Origin of the sequence: Agromyces mangrovi, from assembly GCF_030296695.1 — a bacterium.
GTDB classification, from domain to species: Bacteria; Actinomycetota; Actinomycetes; order Actinomycetales; family Microbacteriaceae; genus Agromyces; species Agromyces mangrovi.
Genome location: NZ_AP027737.1, coordinates 2,487,472 through 2,504,137 on the forward strand (window position 1 = coordinate 2,487,472; position 16,666 = coordinate 2,504,137).

14 protein-coding genes and 2 pseudogenes are annotated in these 16,666 nt (G+C 71.4%); 10 read left to right on the forward strand and 6 right to left on the reverse strand.

Annotated elements, in window-relative coordinates:
• Positions 1-77: 77 nt before the first annotated feature.
• From QUE38_RS11775 to QUE38_RS11800, 7 genes and pseudogenes are all read left to right on the forward strand, one after another.
• On the forward strand, positions 78-1,154 hold the full coding sequence (locus QUE38_RS11775) for a LacI family DNA-binding transcriptional regulator (protein ID WP_286308434.1): 1,077 nt from the start codon (positions 78-80) through the stop codon (positions 1,152-1,154).
• Positions 1,151-1,642, forward strand: a pseudogene (locus tag QUE38_RS17630) (FAD-dependent oxidoreductase); the annotation flags it as partial. The gene QUE38_RS11775 and the pseudogene QUE38_RS17630, both read left to right, overlap by 4 nt.
• Before the next feature lie 122 nt (positions 1,643-1,764).
• Positions 1,765-2,775, forward strand: a complete 1,011-nt coding sequence (locus QUE38_RS17635; protein WP_350227469.1) for an FAD-dependent oxidoreductase — start codon at positions 1,765-1,767, stop codon at positions 2,773-2,775.
• Positions 2,776-2,789: 14 nt separating this feature from the next.
• Entirely contained in the window at positions 2,790-4,067 is a 1,278-nt protein-coding gene (locus QUE38_RS11785; protein WP_286308435.1) for an ABC transporter substrate-binding protein, read from the forward strand.
• A gap of 17 nt (positions 4,068-4,084) precedes the next feature.
• Positions 4,085-5,047 (forward strand): carbohydrate ABC transporter permease, encoded by a 963-nt coding sequence (locus QUE38_RS11790; protein WP_281882462.1) that lies wholly within the window; start codon positions 4,085-4,087, stop codon positions 5,045-5,047.
• Positions 5,048-5,105: 58 nt separating this feature from the next.
• Complete coding sequence (locus QUE38_RS11795; protein WP_286308436.1) at positions 5,106-6,011, forward strand: carbohydrate ABC transporter permease; 906 nt, start codon at positions 5,106-5,108, stop codon at positions 6,009-6,011.
• 106 nt (positions 6,012-6,117) lie between these two features.
• Positions 6,118-6,690 (forward strand): cytochrome b, encoded by a 573-nt coding sequence (locus QUE38_RS11800; protein WP_286308437.1) that lies wholly within the window; start codon positions 6,118-6,120, stop codon positions 6,688-6,690.
• Between the two features lie 98 nt (positions 6,691-6,788).
• On the opposite strand, the gene QUE38_RS11805 is transcribed toward QUE38_RS11800, so the two are convergent.
• Positions 6,789-8,633, reverse strand: a complete 1,845-nt coding sequence (locus QUE38_RS11805) for a BTAD domain-containing putative transcriptional regulator (protein ID WP_286308438.1) — start codon at positions 8,631-8,633, stop codon at positions 6,789-6,791.
• A gap of 202 nt (positions 8,634-8,835) precedes the next feature.
• On the opposite strand from QUE38_RS11805, the gene QUE38_RS11810 reads away from it, so the two are divergent.
• The 3 genes from QUE38_RS11810 to QUE38_RS11820 are packed head-to-tail and all read left to right on the forward strand — an operon-like array spanning position 8,836 to position 10,443.
• Positions 8,836-9,396 carry a flavin reductase family protein gene (locus QUE38_RS11810; RefSeq protein WP_286308439.1) on the forward strand — a complete coding sequence of 187 codons (561 nt, stop codon included), beginning with the start codon at positions 8,836-8,838 and terminating at the stop codon, positions 9,394-9,396.
• A gap of 31 nt (positions 9,397-9,427) precedes the next feature.
• Positions 9,428-10,123 (forward strand): AzlC family ABC transporter permease, encoded by a 696-nt coding sequence (locus QUE38_RS11815; RefSeq protein WP_286308440.1) that lies wholly within the window; start codon positions 9,428-9,430, stop codon positions 10,121-10,123.
• On the forward strand, positions 10,120-10,443 hold the full coding sequence (locus QUE38_RS11820; protein ID WP_286308441.1) for an AzlD domain-containing protein: 324 nt from the start codon (positions 10,120-10,122) through the stop codon (positions 10,441-10,443). The genes QUE38_RS11815 and QUE38_RS11820 overlap by 4 nt, the downstream gene beginning before the upstream one ends.
• Before the next feature lie 8 nt (positions 10,444-10,451).
• On the opposite strand, the pseudogene QUE38_RS11825 reads toward QUE38_RS11820, so the two are convergent.
• The 5 genes and pseudogenes from QUE38_RS11825 to QUE38_RS11845 form a co-directional block, all read right to left on the reverse strand.
• Positions 10,452-12,751: pseudogene (locus QUE38_RS11825) on the reverse strand (exo-beta-d-1,3/1,6-glucosidase).
• On the reverse strand, positions 12,748-13,752 hold the full coding sequence (locus QUE38_RS11830; protein WP_286308442.1) for an ABC transporter permease: 1,005 nt from the start codon (positions 13,750-13,752) through the stop codon (positions 12,748-12,750). Before QUE38_RS11830 ends, QUE38_RS11825 begins: the two are co-directional and overlap by 4 nt.
• Before the next feature lie 146 nt (positions 13,753-13,898).
• A complete protein-coding gene (locus QUE38_RS11835) occupies positions 13,899-15,002 on the reverse strand; it encodes an ABC transporter permease (protein ID WP_286308443.1) in 1,104 nt (367 codons plus the stop codon).
• On the reverse strand, positions 14,999-15,808 hold the full coding sequence (locus QUE38_RS11840; protein WP_286308444.1) for an ABC transporter ATP-binding protein: 810 nt from the start codon (positions 15,806-15,808) through the stop codon (positions 14,999-15,001). Before QUE38_RS11840 ends, QUE38_RS11835 begins: the two co-directional genes overlap by 4 nt.
• Positions 15,805-16,629 carry an ABC transporter ATP-binding protein gene (locus tag QUE38_RS11845; RefSeq protein WP_286308445.1) on the reverse strand — a complete coding sequence of 275 codons (825 nt, stop codon included), beginning with the start codon at positions 16,627-16,629 and terminating at the stop codon, positions 15,805-15,807. The genes QUE38_RS11840 and QUE38_RS11845 overlap by 4 nt, the downstream gene beginning before the upstream one ends.
• Positions 16,630-16,666 lie beyond the last annotated feature (37 nt).

Genomic DNA, 16,666 nt, shown 5'->3' on the forward strand with positions numbered 1-16,666 from the left:
GCTAATCCGTATTAGCATCCGGTACGGTCAACGCTAATGCGGATTAGCACCGCAGATCAAGACCCCGAAGGATCTCGATGACGACTTCCCAGACCTCGCCGCGGCGCATCACGCAGCGGCGCATCGCCGAGCTCGCCGGCGTGAGCCAGGCGACCGTCTCGCTCGTGCTGAACGAGAAGGCCGACGCGACCTCGCGCATCCCCGAGGAGACCCGCGACCGCGTGCTCCAGGTGCTCAAGGAGACCGGCTACGTGGCCGATCCCGCCGCCCGCCGCCTCGCCGGCCTCGGCAACAAGATCTTCGGCGTCTTCACCTACGAGCCCGCGTTCCCCACCGCGAGCCAGGACTTCTACGCCCCGCTCCTCAGCGGCATCGAGGGCACAGCCGAGGAGCTCGGCTGCGACCTGCTGCTGTTCACGAGCGCCCCGGTCGTCGATGGCACGCGCCGCCTCCTGCACGAGAACAACCGCCTGCGGCTGGCCGACGGATGCCTCCTGCTCGGCGTCGAGATGGACCCCGACGAGCTCGCGCGCCTCGTCGCCGACGGCTTCCCGTTCGTCGCGGTCGGTCGCCGCGACGTCGACGGCGTGCCCTACGTCGCCATCGACTACACGACCGGCGCCGCGGAACTCGTCGGCACCGCGTGGGAGCTCGGCCACCGCCGCTTCGCCTACGTGCACGTCGACAGCACCGGTGAGTCGGTCGTCGATCGTCGCGACGGCGTCGTCGGCGAGCTGGAGCGGCGCGGCGGCGCCGAGTCGGCAGCCGACCTGCTCGCCATCCCCGCCGACGGCGCCGACGACGAGGCCCTGCGCGCCGCATGGCAGCAGGTGCGGGCGAGCGGATGCACCGTGCTCGTCGTCGAGACGCACGAGACCGCCCGGCGCCTCCGCGTCATTGCCGAGGCATCCGGTGTCGCAGTGCCCGACGCCCTCTCGATGATCGTGCTCGGCGACGCGGCCCGCCCGAACGGCGACGCGAACGACTTCACCCGCCTGAGTCCGCCGCGCACCGCGCTCGCGAGCGCCGCGACCAACCTGCTCGCCCGCATGCTCGACCCGCACGACGACGTGCCCGAGGTCGAGCTGCGTCAGACCCTCGCCTGCCCCGTGATGGCAGGCGCCACTCTCGTCGCCCCGGAGGACGCCGCATGACCGCCCGACCCGCAACCGAACTCCACGCCGACGTACTGGTCGTCGGCGGAGGCCTGGGCGGGGTCGCCGCAGCGATCGGCGCGCTCGAGGACGGCCGCACGGTCGTCCTCACGGAGGAGTACCGCTGGCTGGGCGGCCAGCTCACGAGCCAGGGCGTCCCCATGGACGAGCACACCTGGATCGAGTCCTTCGGGGCGACGGCCCGCTACCGGGCCGCTCGCGACGGCATCCGCGACTACTACCGCCGGCACTATCCGCTGACGGATGCCGCGAAGTCCGACCCGCACCTCAACCCCGGCGCCGGTCTCGTGGGCCGCGTCTGCGCCGAACCCCTGGTCGGCGTCGCGGTGCTCGAGTCGATGCTCGCGCCCTACCGGGCCACCGGGCGGCTGCGAATCCTCCAGCCCGCCGTGCCGGTCGCCGCCCACGTGGACGGCGACGTCGTCGAGGCCGTGACCCTGCGCGGCCTCGACGACGGGCACGAGACGGTCGTCTCGGCCGCCTACGTGATCGACGCGACGGAGCTCGGCGACCTGCTGCCGCTCACCGGCGCCGAGTACGTCACCGGGTTCGAGTCGCGCGCCGACACGGGGAGCCCAGCGCCCCCGAGGTGGCGCAGCCCGACAACCAGCAGGCGTTCAGCTGGTGCTTCATCGTCGACCACGTCGACGGCGACCACACCATCGACCGTCCCGAGCAGTACGACCGCTGGCGCACCGCGCAGCCCGACTACTGGGGCGCGCCGATGATCTCGCTCACCGGCCCCGACCCGCGCACCCTCGAGACCGTCACCCGCACGTTCACCCCGAACGCCGAGCCGATCGGCGACCTCGTCGCCGACCAGCGCGAGGACGCCGGCGACCGCGAGCTGTGGACGTTCCGCCGCATCATCGCCCGCCACAACTTCGCGCCCGGCACCTACGAGAGCGACGTGGTGCTCGTGAACTGGCCGATGATCGACCACGTCGACGGCACCATCATCGACGTGCCCGACGACGTGCGTGCGGCCCGCGAGCACGACGCACGGCAGCAGTCGCTGTCGATGCTGTACTGGCTGCAGACCGAGGCGCCGCGGGCCGACGGCGGCACCGGGTTCCCGGGCCTCCGGCTCCGCCCCGACCTCGCGCAGGGGCCCGACGGGCTCGCGATGGCCCCGTACATCCGCGAGTCGCGGCGCATCCTCGCCGAGACCACGGTCACCGAGCTCGACCTGTCCATCGAGGCATCCGGCACCGACGCCCCGGCCACCTTCGACGACTCGGTCGGCGTCGGCATGTACCGCATCGACCTGCACCCCTCCTCCGGCGGCGACAACTACCTCGACCTGCCGTCGCGTCCCTTCGAGATCCCCCTCGGAGCCCTGATCCCCCGCAGGCTGGAGAACCTCCTGCCAGCGGGCAAGAACGTCGGTACCACCCACATCACCAACGGGGCCCTCAGGCTCCACCCGGTCGAGTGGAACATCGGCGAGTCGGCGGGCCGCCTGGCGGCCTTCTGCCTCGATCGTGCGTCCCGCCCCCGCGCGATCCGCACCACACCTGGACTCCTCGAGGAGTTCCAGTCCCTGCTCACACAGCGAGGCGTCGAGCTGCACTGGCCGCACGGCGTCTCCGGCTACTAGGAGAGAAACCACTCATGAGATCAGCAAAGGCGCTGTCGGGTCTCGCACTCGGCGCGGTGGCTGCACTGACCCTGTCCGCATGCTCCGGAGGCGGCGCGGCACCCGATGAGGACATCGAGCTGCGGATGACCGTGTGGACGTCGAACGAGGACCACCTGGCCCTCTTCGACTCGATCGCGGACGCCTACATGGAAGAGCACCCGGAGGTGACCGACGTCACCTTCGACCCGCTGCCGTTCGAGGACTACACCTCGACCGTCACGACCCAGATCGCGGGCGGTCAGGCTCCCGACCTGGCGTGGATCCTCGAGAACGCGGCCCCCGACTTCGTCGACTCGGGCGCGCTCATGCCGCTCGACGAGACGCTCGAGGCCGACCCCGACTACGGGTTCGACGACCTCTCCGAGTCGGCGACGGCGCTCTGGCACGACGACTCGGGCGCGCTCGTCGCGTACCCGTTCTCGACCTCGCCGTTCGTGATGTTCGCCAACGACAGCCTGCTCGCCGAGGCCGGCCTGCCGTCGGCCGCGGAGATGCAGGCGGCCGGCGACTGGAACTGGGAGGGCGTCTCTGCCGCGGGTTCGACCGTCAACGCCGAGACCGGCAAGGCCGGCTTCGTCATCCGCGACTTCGACTACACGACGTGGGACAACCTGGCGTCGGTGTGGATGGGCTGGGGCGCCGCGCCCTGGAGCGCCGACGGCGCGACCTGCACGTTCGACTCGCCCGAGATGGTCGAGGCGTTCGAGTTCCTGCACGACGCCGCGTTCGAATCGACGTCGATGCCCGGCCCCGGCACCACCGCGGACTTCTTCGCGGGCGAGTCGGCCTTCACCGTGACGCAGATCTCGCGGGCGTCGCTGCTCGACGGCTCGTTCGAGTTCGACCTGCTGTCGCTGCCCGAGGGCCCCGTCGGCGAGTACTCGATGGTCGGCCAGGCCGGCATCGGCGTGATGTCGTCGGGCGCGCACGCGCAGGCCGCCGCGGAGTTCCTCGCGTTCTTCACGAACCCCGAGAACTCGCAGCAGCTCGCGCAGTTCTTCCCGCCGCCCCGCAACTCGCAGCTGAACGTCGAGACGCTCGCCGCGACGAACCCGACGCTCACCCCCGAGCAGATCGAGAACGTCGTGATCCCGGGCATCGAGATCGGCGTGACGCGTCCGAGCCACACCGACTCGGCCGAGATCGGCCAGGAGGTGCGCAGCTCGCTCGACGCCCTCTGGGTGGAGGACGCCGACATCGCCGGTACGCTCGCCGACACCTGCACCGCGATCGACCCCCTGCTGGGCTGAGGAAGGAACCCCCTTCGATGGCCGACGCCACCACGGTGACTCCGGGTCGGGCTCACGCCCGGCCCGGGGCCGCCCCCACCCCGCCGAGACGACGCTTCGTGCCGTCGTACGCGCGGCGCGACCAGCTCACGGGCTACCTGTTCGTCGCCCCGCAGGTGCTCGGCATCACGCTGTTCGTGCTGCTGCCGCTCGGCCTCATCGTCTGGTACTCGTTCCACGAGTGGAACGTGCTCGCCGGCACGTTCCGCTGGGTCGGGCTCGAGAACTTCGAGAAGCTCGTCACCGACCCGAAGCTCGCCCCCGTCATGCAGGCGACCGCGGTCTTCTCGATCGGCCTCGTCGTCTTCAACCTGGCGCTCGCCCTGCTGCTCGCGGTGCTGCTCAACCGCAAGGTGCGCGGCATGACGTTCTTCCGCACCGTGTTCTTCTCGCCGGTCGTCGTCTCGCTCGTGGCGTGGACCATCGTCTGGTCGTTCCTCCTGCAGGACAACGGCGGCATCAACGGCATCCTCCAGCTCGTCGGCATCGACGGCCCGAACTGGCTGCGCGAGGGCCCGACCGCCATGGCGTCGGTCATCGTCGTGCAGGTCTTCAAGAACGTCGGCCTCAACATGGTGCTCTTCCTCGCCGCCCTCCAGGGCGTGCCGCAGGAGGTGCAGGAGGCCGCGCGCATGGACGGAGCATCCGATCGCCAGCTCTTCTGGCGCATCACCGTGCCGCTCATCTCGCCGACCATCCTGCTCACCTCGATCATCACGATCGTCGGCTCGCTGCAGGTCTTCGCCCAGATCGCGGTGCTCACGCAGGGCGGACCGGGCATCTCGACCACGGTGCTCGTCTACTACCTGGTGCAACAGGCGTTCGACTTCCACCACTTCGGGTACGGGTCGACGCTCGCCATCCTGCTCTTCGGCATCGTGCTGGTGCTGACCATCGCGCAGTGGCAGCTGCGGAAGAGGTGGGTCTTCTATGAGAACTGACGCCCGACTGCGCACCGCCCCGATGGGCGCACGCAACAACGCCGGCGAGGATGACACCGTGGCCGTGACGGTTCCGCCCGAGACATCCGCCGACGCCCGTGCCGGCCGCCCCGTCGGTCGCCGTCGCCCGGTCGGCAGCCCCTGGCGCAAGGTGCTCTTCTACGGCGCGCTCAGCGTGCTCGCGGTGCCGTTCGTCTTCCCGACCTGGTGGATGTTCACCTCGTCGCTGAAGCCGATCAGCGAGATCTTCGCCTTCCCGCCCGAGCTGTGGCCGTCGAACCCCACGCTCGAGGGGTACGTCGGCGCGTTCACCGAGCAGCCGTTCGCGCTGCAGTACTGGAACTCGATGTACATCGCCGTGCTGGTGACGCTCGGCACGATGCTGTTCTCGTCGATGGCGGGGTACGCGTTCGCGCGCATCCGCTTCCCCGGTCAGGACCTGCTGTTCCTGGTGGTGCTGACGGGCCTGCTCATTCCGAGCGAGGTCACGATCGTGCCGCTGTTCCAGCTCTTCAACTCCTGGGGCATGATCGACACCCACTGGCCGCTCATCCTGGTGACGACGTTCGGCGCGCCGAGCGTGCTCGCGACCTTCATCATGCGGCAGTACTTCATCACCCTGCCGGTCGAGCTCGAGGAGGCCGGACGCATCGACGGGCTGGGACGCTGGCGCATCTACTGGAGCATCGCGCTGCCGCTCAGCCGCTCGGCGCTCGCCGCAGTCGCGATCTTCACGTTCCTGAACGTGTGGAACCTCTACCTCGAGCCGACGGTCTACCTCCAGACGCCCGAGCTGTTCACGCTGCCGCAGGCGCTGACCCGCTACACCGACGCCTACGGAGGCGAGATGTGGAACATACAGCTCGCCGCGGCGACCCTCACCGCGCTGCCCGTGCTGATCGTGTTCGTGTTCGCGCAGAAGCAGTTCGTGGAGGGCCTCGCGCAGACTGGCCTGAAGGGCTGAGGCCCCCTTCGCGAGTCGTCATGAAGTGTCGGAATCTCGCGCGGAAAGCGGCATTTCATGACGACTCGGCGAAGGGCCGGTGGGCAGGGGCGTGGTGGGATGGGGCATGGCATCCGCGACGCGACGACCCGAACGGGCGGCCCGGCACGGGGTCGTCGCGCGGGTGCTGCACTGGCTGACGGTGCTGGCGCTCGTCGCGCAGTACACGGTGGGGTACGCGATGGCCGGCGCCGAGGGGCTGCTCGAGCCGTGGGTCGAGGAGGCGTACGACGGCGACGAGGACCTGCTGCTGCCGGTGCATGTCGCGATCGGATGCAGCATCCTGGCGCTCACCGTCGTGCGATACGTGTGGCGCCGAATCGTCACGCTGCCGCCGTGGCCCGAGACGCTCTCCGCCGCCGGCCGCCGGTTCGCGTCGTGGACCGAGCGTGCGCTCTACCTCCTGCTCATCGTCATGCCGTCGAGCGGACTCGCGCTCGTGCTGCTCTCGGGCGAGGACTTCGAGGTCGCCGCCCGCGCCGAGTGGCAGGCGCCGCTCGACCTCGTCGACGACGACCTGCTCGTCGGCGTGCACGTCGCCTCGCAGGTGCTGCTGCTCGTCGCGATCGCGCTGCACGTCGGCTTCGTGTTGAAGCACCAGTTCGTCGACCGCGACCGCTTCCTGCGGCGCATGCTCTGATCGGTCCGATGCCGCTGGCCGAGGCATCCGCTCGCCCCACCGAACTGGACCCGCGAGTGGTCATGAAGTGTCGGAATGACGCCCGCCGAAGCGGCACTTCATGACGACTCGGTGGAGCACCTATGCGGGGAGGCGGCGGGCGCCGCCACGACGACGCCGAGCGACTCGGCGAGGCCGTGCAGTGCGGGGTTGTCGACCTGGGCGACGAGGAGGGCGGCGGCCTCGGCGGCATCGGTCGAGCCGAGCGCGACCTTGTGCAGCTGGGCGCGGGCGAGCAGCTCGACCATGCCGCGGCGGCCGGCGAATTCCTCGAGCTCGTCGGCGAACGCTGCGGCGTCGGGCAGGCCGCGCGACACGGCGAACGTGCACAGCGCGTCGAGGCCGTGGCCCTGCACCCAGTCGTGCGTGTCGGGGATGCGGCGTGGCGCGCGCGGCGCCGCGGTCAGCAGTTCGAGTGCGCCGGCATCGTCGCCGCGCGCTGCGGCGAGGAGGCCCCGACCACGCAGCGCGTAGCCCTCCCAGCAGGGGTCGCCGATCTGGCAGGCGAGCGCGTACGAGTGCTCGGCCGCATCGGCGCCGCTGTCGAGGTCGCCCTCCTGCAGGTGCACCTCGGCCACCAGCGCCCGCGGGAAGGGGAGGAACGAGGTCCAGCCGATCTCGCGCACGGTCGCGATCGCGAGTTCGAGCTCGGGGCGGGCGAGGTCGGGTTCGCCGCGCAGGAGGTGCACGCGGCCGAGCATCGTCGACGCGTACGCGAGGGCGCGCATGTCGCCGCCGGCGCGGGCGTGCGACTGCGCCGCCTCGAGCGTGGCGCGGGCGTGCGGGTAGTCGCCCTGGTCGGTGCGGCCGATGCCGGCGTACACGTCGATCCAGGCGAGGATGCGCGCATCGCCGTCGGCGAGCCGGCGCGCCGTGGCGAACCATGCCTCCATGCGCGGGTAGTGTGCGCGGAGCGTCTCGACGAGCCCGAGCTCGAGCGCCGCGCGCGCCGCGACAGGCCGCGCGCCGCACTCGGTCGCCATCGCGAACGCCCGGTGCAGCACCGTCACGGCCTCCTCGTCGCTGCCGCGCACGCCGTGCACGAGCGCGAACCCGAGCGAGTACAGCGCCTGGGCGGTGAGCTCGGGGTCGCCGTCGTCGGTGATCACGCGCCGTAGCGCCTCGATGGCGTGGTCGTACGCGCCACCCCAGGATGCCCCGGTGCCGAGGTCGATCGCGGCGAGCAGGTCCGACCGGCTGCTGCGCCCGACCGCTGCCGGGCGCGGGCGCAGCGCCTGGAACAGCGCGGGCGACGGCTCGTGCCCCAGTTCGTCGGCGAACAGGCGCCGGCAGGCGTCGACCCGGGCCATCGCGGCCTCCTCGTCGCCCGCGGCGACGAGGGCGCGCACGAGCAGCTCGTGGGCGCGCTCCTCGAGTGGCGTGGCGGCGACGAGGCGCTCGGCCAGCGCGATGGCGCCGGCGGTGTCGCCCCGGGCGAGTCGGCTGTGCGCGCCCTCCTGGAGGATCGACGCGGTCGTGTCGGCGAGTCGTCGGCGCTCGTTGGCGAGCCACACCTCGAACGACGCTCCGGCGCGCAACGACACCCCCTCGAGCAGCGCGCCGCCGAAGCTCGGCAGCTCGACCGCCTCCGACCACAGGCCGCCGAGCACCACGTCGAGGTCGACGACCGTGTCGGCCGCCGGCTGCCAGCGCACCGGGTCACCGCTGACGTCCGCAGCGCCGCCGAGCGCGCGCCGCAACTCGGAGAGGCTCCAGCGCAGCGCCGCCGCGGGGTCGTCCGCACCGTCGAACAGCAGCTCCATGAGCCGGGCGCGCGGCACGGGGCGGCCGGCGAGCACGAGCACGGCGAGTACGGCCCAGCACTTGGCACCCCGCGGCGCCGGCGCGGCGGTTCCGTCGACGAGGATCCCCGGGCGACCGAGCAGGGCGATGCGAGTGGCCACCGCGACTCCCTCCTGAGGCATCCTCGGGCAATCCTCCCACTCGAGGAGCCCCATCGGGCGGGGCCGTGTGAATGAACGCTCGCATACCCGACGCGCCGTCACACGCCGGCTCACACGCCACGGCACGACTCTGGGGTCACGGCCGAATCCGCCGCATCCGCCCCACAGCCCACCGACCGTGGGCCCCCGAGAGGAACCGCACATGAGTGAACTCGACCTGGCGCTGTCGCCGAGGCATCCGCTCGCCAGCACCGCAGCAGGCGACGACGGCCTCACCGAGACGTTCCGCACGCTGCTCGACGCGCCGTCGCGCCCGGTCGCCGTGCTGACGGGCCGCGACGACCACGGCGTGTGCTGGGGTCTCACCGTGACCGCGTTCACGGTGGTCTCCGATCGGCCGCCGCTGCTCGTCGTCAGCGTGCCCGGCGCCTCCCGTTCGTGGTCGCGCCTGCGCCCGACCGGCCGCTTCGTGCTGAACCTGCTCACCGCCGGCCAGGCGGAGGTCGCCGCGACGTACGCCGAGCCCGGCACCACGGTCGCACCCGGCATCCGGCCCGGCTGCGCCCGCCGCTTCACCCTCGACGGCCTGCCCGTACTGGCAACCACGCGCGGCTCACTGCGCTGCACGACCACCACGGTGGTACGCGGTGGCGAGCAGGACGTGGTGCTGGCGCGCGTCATCGCGGGCAGGGTCGATCGAGCGGATGCCCCGCTGGCCGCGCACGCCCTCGACCTCGCGCCAGAACCGGTCGAGGTGGGATGATGACGCATCGGATCGCACGGGGAGGGCTGCGGTGACCGACCTCCCTCGCGTGCGCCCGGTGAGCGACGGGGTGCGCGATGCCCTGACCGTCGTGATCGCGTACATTCCGTTCGGGCTCGCGCTCGGCGCGACCCTCGCGTCGCTGAATGTGGACCCGTTCATCGCGTGGACCTCGTCGCCGCTCATCGTCGCGGGTGCCTCGCAGCTCGTGTCGGTGCAGCTGCTCTCGGAGGGCGCGGCGCCGGTCATCGTCGTGCTCACGGCATTGGTCGTGAACTCGCGTCACCTGCTCTACAGTGCGTCGCTCGCACCGTACTGGCGCGACTGGGGGCGCGGTACGCGCGCAGCCGGCGCGTACTTCCTCGCCGACCCGATGTACGCGCTCGCGATCGCCCGCTACGAGGGCCGGGCCGAGGACTCGACCGCGCGCCTGCGCTACTACTTCGCCATGTCGCTGACGGCGTGGGCCGGCTGGATGATCCTCACCGGGGCCGGCGTGCTGCTCGGCGCGGTGCTGCCCGAATCGCTGCCGCTCGAACTCGCGGCGCCGCTCACCTTCCTCCTCCTGCTCCTGCCGACCCTCAAGGGCCGCCCCGCTTACGTCTCGGCGGCGACGGCGGGCATCGTGGCGATCATCGCCGCGCCGCTCCCGCTCGGTCTCGGCCTCATCGCCGCGGCGATCGTGGGCATGATCGCGGGCGCACTGACCGAACGGATGCAGTCATGAACGAGTTCCTCACCCTCGTCGTCATCGGCGTCGGCACCTACGCGATGCGAGCGGCGTTCCTCGTCGGCCGCGAGGCGAAGCCCCCGAAAGTGCTCGAGCGGTACCTGCCGCACGTCGCGCCGGCCGTGCTCGCGGCGATCGCCGCGCCCGCGCTCGTCGCCCCGCGCGGCGAGATCTCGCTCACCGAGACGCTGCCCGCCCTCATCGCCGCCGCCGCGACCTGGCTCGTCTGGGGCCGGACGCACCAGATGGCCGTCGCCCTCATCGCGGGCCTCGGCCTCTGGTGGCTGCTCCTCTTCGGCCTCTCCTTCGTCTCCTGACGGATCCGCTACGACGCCACGACGGTGAACGGGGCGGCGAGGAGGTCGTCGGCGCGGGAGGACGGCCCCACGAGGAGCTCGAACGTGCCGGGCTCGACGATTCGGCTGCCTGCGGCATCTACGAGCGTGCAGTCGGCGACGGGCACCTCGAGCGACACGACCCGCGACTCGCCGGGCTCGAGATCGACGAGGCGGAACGCCTTCAGCTCGCGGTCGGCCCAGCTCACCGACGTCACCTGGTCGCGCACGTACGCCTGCACGACCTCGCGCGCCGGCCTCGCGCCGGTGTTCGTCACGCGCACGGTCGCCCGCACGACGTCGTCGGGCCCGAACGAGCCGCCGACGACCCGCAGCGCCTCGTACGAGACGGTCGTGTACGTCAGCCCCTCGCCGAACACGTGCGCCGGGCGCTGCGTGAGGTCGGCGTACCGCGTGCCGTGCTGCCCGCGGATCTGGTTGTAGTACGTCGGCTGCTGTCCGACGTGACGGGCGAACGAGATCGGCAGGCGTCCGCTCGGCTCGACGAGCCCGAGCAGTACCTCGGCAATCGCGCGCCCGCCCTGCATGCCCGGGCTCGCCGCCCAGAGCAGGGCGGCGGCGCGGTCGGCCGACGGCGGCAGCACGAGCGGCTTCGACGCGAGCAGCACGACCACGAACGGCGTGCCCGTCGCGGCGACGGCGTCGAGCAGCGCGATCTGGTCGCCCACGAGCTCGAGCGTCGCGGTCGATCGGCTCTCGCCGACGAGCTCGACGCGGTCGCCCACGACGACGACGGCGACGTCGCTGCGCGCGGCGGCGGCAGCAGCCTGATCGATGAGCGCGGCATCCGGAGCACACGGCACGACCACCGGCGGCCGCGGCTGGCCGTCGGGGAAGGTCGCACCCTCCGGGTCCTCCTCGAGGGTGAGGATGCGGGCGCCCTCGGCGAAATCGACCGACCAGTCGGCGGGCACGGTGTCGCGCAGTCCGTCGACGACGGTCGTGATCATGGCACGCGGATGCCCCTCGGGCAGCCAGTCGGCCTGGCCCGAGTTGCCCGCCCAGTCGCCGAGCTGCGTCTGCGCGTCGTCGGCGAGCGGGCCGATGACGGCGACCCGGCGCGGCGCGCCCTCGTCGACCGCGCGCCCCGAGGCATCCGCTGCCCGACCCGACGCGAGCGGCAGCAGCCCGTCGTTGCGCAGCAGCACGAGCGACCGGCGCGCGGCCTCGAGGTTCAGGGCCGCATGCGGCGCGTTGCCGACCGAGGCGGCGATGCGGGAGGCATCCGGCCGCCTCGGGTCTTCGAAGAGCCCGAACTCGAACTTCAGCAGCAGGATGCGCGAGACCGCCCGGTCGAGGTCGGCCTCGGCGAGCAGGCCCCGCTCGATCGCCTCGATCGCGCCGCGGAAGAACCCGGGCGTCGTCATGATCATGTCGTTGCCGGCCTTCACCGCGGCCGCGGCCGCGTGCACGATGTCGGGCTGCACCTGCTGCTCCCACACCATGCGGCCGACGTTGTCCCAGTCGGTGATGAGGGTGCCGGTGTAGCCCCACTCGCCGCGCAGCACGTCGTTCAGCAGCCAGTCGTTGACCGTGATCGGCACGCCGTCGGTGGTCTGGTAGCCGAGCATGAAGGTGCGGCAGCCCTCCTTCGCCACGCGCTCGAACGGCGGCAGGAACCAGGAGCGCAGCTTGCGGGGGAGAGGTCGGCCTCGGAGGCATCCCGCCCGCCCTGCGTCTCGGAGTACCCGGCGAAGTGCTTCGCGGTCGCGAGGATCGCGGTGTCGTCGTCGGGCCCGCCGCCCTGGTAGCCGCGCACCATCGCCGACGCGAGCTCGCCGATGAGGAACGGGTCCTCGCCGAAGGTCTCGTTGATGCGGCCCCAGCGCAGGTCGCGGGCGATGCAGAGCACGGGCGAGAACGTCCAGTGCACGCCGGTCGCCGACACCTCCTCCGCGGTGGCGCGGGCGACGCGCTCGAGCAGGTCGGCGTCCCACGACGCGGCCATGCCGAGCTGCGTCGGGTAGATGGTCGCGCCCTCGTAGAAGGAGTGGCCGTGGATGCAGTCCTCGCCGACGAGCAGCGGGATGCGCAGGCGCGTCTGAGCGACGAGCTCGTGCGCGAGGGCGAGCCGCTCGGGCGACGCGTGCAGGATCGACCCGACGTGCTGGCGCAGCACCTGCTCCTCGACGTCGTCGCGGGCGTCGAGCTGCAGCATCTGCCCGACCTTCTCCTCGACGGTCATGCGCGAGAGCAGGTCGGCGATGCGGTCGGCGACCGGATGCCTCGGGTCGAGGTAGACGGGGGTGGCGATGTCGGCCGTGGTCACGTGGTGGCTCCGGTCTTGGTCGAGGTGGTCTCGGTGGTCTGGGTCTGGGTCTGGGGCGCGGCGGCCGCCGTGGTGGTGGACGCGTCGGCCGCCGCGGGCTCGGTGGTGGGCACCGACCGCACCGCGGTCACGGTGTCGTTCACGCTCATGCCCTTCTTCTTCATCGCGCGGGCGCGCTCGCCCGCCGACCGCAGTCGGGGGTTCACGTACTCGTCGATGCCGAAGTTGATGAGCGACAGGGCGACGCCGATGGCGGCGATGCAGAGGCCCGGGGGCAGGTACCACCACCACTGGTTCTGGCGGAACGCGCCCTGCGCGCTCGCCCAGTTGAGGATGGTGCCCCAGTTGTAGGTCGTCACCGGGATCACGCCGATGTACGACAGCGTCGTGAGCGCGAGGATCGCGGCGGTCACGGTGCCGACGAAGCTCGCGGCGATGAGCGCCATGAGGTTCGGCAGCATCTCGATGGTGATGATGCGGCGCAGCGGCTCGCCATTGGCGCGCGCGGCCTGGATGAAGTCGCGGTTGCGCAGCGACATCGTCTGCGCGCGCAGCACGCGGGCGCCCCAGGCCCAGCCGATGAGGCCGAGCACGCCGGCGATGACCACGAGCGGCGGATCCTCGAACATCGACGCGACGATGATGATGAGCGGCAGGCCGGGGATCACGAGGAACACGTTCGTCAGCGCCGACAGGCTCTCGCTGCGCCAGCCGCGCACGTAGCCCGAGATCACGCCGACGACGATCGCGATGAGCGTCGCGATGATCGCGGCGAGGAACCCGACGACGATCACGCCTCGCGTGCCGTAGATGACCTGGCTGAGCACGTCCTCGCCGATGTGGGTCGTGCCGAGCCAGTGCTCGGCCGACGGCGGCTGGAACCGTGCGGTGTTGTCGAGCGCGGTCGGGGAGTAGGGCGCGAGCACGTCGGCGAAGATCGCCACGAGCACGAAGAACCCGAGGATCGAGAGCCCGGCGATCGACTTGCCGTTGCGGAACATGGCGAAGGCCGAGCCGAGCTTCGCGCCGAAGCCGGCGCGCTTCGGGGCTCGGGGCGGTCGGATGCCTCGCTGGTGCGGATCGTCGCGGTCGCCGGCACGCCCGCGGGGCGCTTCGTGGCTCGCTCGTTCACGATGGTGTCCATGGATCAGCCCTCCGTCTGGCGGGTACGCGGGTCGAGGAATGCGTAGGCGAGATCGGCGAGGAGGTTCGCCAGCAGCACCGAGATGGTGATCACCAGGAAGACGCCCTGCATCAGCGCGTAGTCCTTCGCATTGGTGGCATCCAGCAGCAGCTTGCCGACGCCCGGGTAGCTGAAGACCATCTCCATCACGATCGTGCCGCCGACGATGAAGCCGATCGACAGCGCGAAGCTCTGGATCTGGGGGAGCACCGCGTTGCGGGCCGCGTACCGCCAGAGCACCCGGTGGCTCGGCATGCCCTTCGCCTCGGCGACCATGACGTAGTCCTCGTCGAGCACGGTGAGCATCATGTTGCGCATGCCGAGCATCCAGCCGCCGAGCGACGCGATGATGATCGTCACCGCCGGCAGCGTGCCGTGGTGGATCACCTGGCCGATGAACTCCGGGCTGAACGTCGGACTCACGCCGACGCCGTAGGCCTTGCCGATCGGGAACCAGCCGAGGTTCACCGAGAACAGCGCGATCGCGAGCAGACCGAGCCAGAAGTAGGGGATGGTGCTGAGGAACGTGGTGATCGGCACGAGCGCGTCGAGCCGGCTGCCGCGCCGCCAGCCGACGATCGCGCCGCCGATGGTGCCGATCGCGAACGACACGATCGTCGCGAAGCCGACCAGGCCGATGGTCCACGGCAGCGACTGGCTGATGACCTCGGTCACCGGGCGCAGGCCGTGCAGCAGCGAGACGCCGAGGTCGCCGCGCAGCAGCAGTGCCCAGTAGTCGAGGTACTGCTGCCAGAGGCTCTTGTCGGTGTCGAGGCCGAGCAGCGAGCGCAGGGCGTCGGCCGCCTCAGGCGTGACGTTGCGGTTGCGGGACAGGTACTGCGTGACCGCGTCGCCCTTCATCATGCGGGGCAGGAAGAAGTTGATCGTGATCGCCGCCCACAGCGTGAAGGCGTAGAAGGCGGCGCGCCCGCCGAGGAAGCGCCACGGCACGCGCGAGCGGCCCTTGGTGACGCGGTGGGCGGTGGTGCCGGCTTCGACGGCGTCGGGCGTGCGCTCCGGGGCATCCGTCGAATTCTCGGTCGGATGCGGGGGCTGGACCGCGGTCATGCTGCACCTCCGTGGTGGCCGGTCGTGGTCGCGAAGAAGTGGTCGGGGTCGGGGGAGGCCGCGCGGAGGGCCTGGGTGTACGGGTCCTGCGGGCGGAGGATCACGTCGTCGGCGGGGCCGCGCTCGACCACGCGCCCCTGGTTCAGCACGAGGATCTCGTCGCTGAAGTGGCGGGCGGTGGCGAGGTCGTGCGTGATGTAGAGCACGCCGAGGCCCTCCTCGCGCTGCAGGTCGGCGAGCAGGTTGAGCACGCCCAGGCGGATCGACACGTCGAGCATCGAGACCGGCTCGTCGGCGACGAGCAGCTTCGGCCGGGAGGCGAGCGCGCGGGCGATGGCGACGCGCTGGCGCTGGCCGCCCGAGAGCTCGTGCGGGCGGCGGTCGATCACGCTGTCGGCGTCGAGGCGCACGCGTTCGAGCAGGCGCCGGACCTCGGCATCCTCCTGTGCCTTCGGCACCACCTTGTCGAGCCGCAGCGGCCGCTGGATGTGGTACCGGATGGAGTGGTACGGGTTGAGCGACGCAAACGGGTCCTGGAAGACCATGCGCAGCTGCTGACGGTAGGCGCGCAGGCCCCTGCCGCGCCGGGGGATGGGGGCGCCGTCGAGGCGCACCTCGCCGCTCGTGGGGGTCTCGAGCTGGGTGAGGATCTTCGCGATGGTCGACTTGCCGCTGCCCGACTGGCCGACCAGGCCGATCGTCTGGCCCGATTCGAGCGTGAAGCTCACGTCGTCGAGGGCGGTGATGTGGCCGGCGCCGCGCACCGAGTACACCTTGGTGACGGCGTCGAACTCGAGGGTGGTCATCGCAGCACCATCCCCTTCTCCCCGGTGAGCCGGGGGAACGACTCGAGCAGGGTCTTCGTGTAGGCGTCCTGGGGGTCGTTCCAGATGCGCTCGGCGGTGGCGAGCTCGACGATCTGCCCGTCGCGCATGATCGCGATGCGGTCGCTGATCTCGAGCAGCAGGGGGAGGTCGTGCGTGATGAACACGACCGAGAAGCCGAACTCGTGGCGGAGCGCCGAGATCTGCTTGAGAATCTCGCGCTGCACGAGCACGTCGAGCGCGGTGGTCGGCTCGTCCATGACCATGAGCTGCGGCCGCAGTGCGAGCGCCATCGCGATCATGACGCGCTGGCGCATGCCGCCGGAGAGCTCGTGCGGGTAGGAGCGGTAGCGCTGCGCGCCGACCTTGACGATCTCGAGCAGTTCGACGACGGCCGCGCGGCGCTCGGCGCTCGTCATGCCCGGGCGGTGCACCTCGAACACGTCGTCGAGCTGCGCGCCGATCGTCGCGACCGGGTTGAGCGAGTTCATCGCGCCCTGGAACACCATCGACACCTTGTCCCAGCGGAACCGGCGCATGGCGTCGGCGTCCAGCGCGTTGACGTCGATGTCGTCGCCGGATGCGTCGTGGAAGGTGACCGACCCGCTCGTGATGACGGCGGGTGCCTTGAGCAGGCGCTGCACCCCGTAGGCGAGCGTCGTCTTGCCGCATCCGCTCTCACCGGCGAGGCCGAGGATCTCGCCGCGCTGGAGGTCGAGGCTGACGTTCCGCACCGCCGCCACGGGCGGGTCGACGTCGTACACGACCGAGAAGTCGCGCACGGACAGCAGGGTGTCGGTCATCGAGTCGTTCCTTTCGTGATGCCTGACAGGTGGGCGG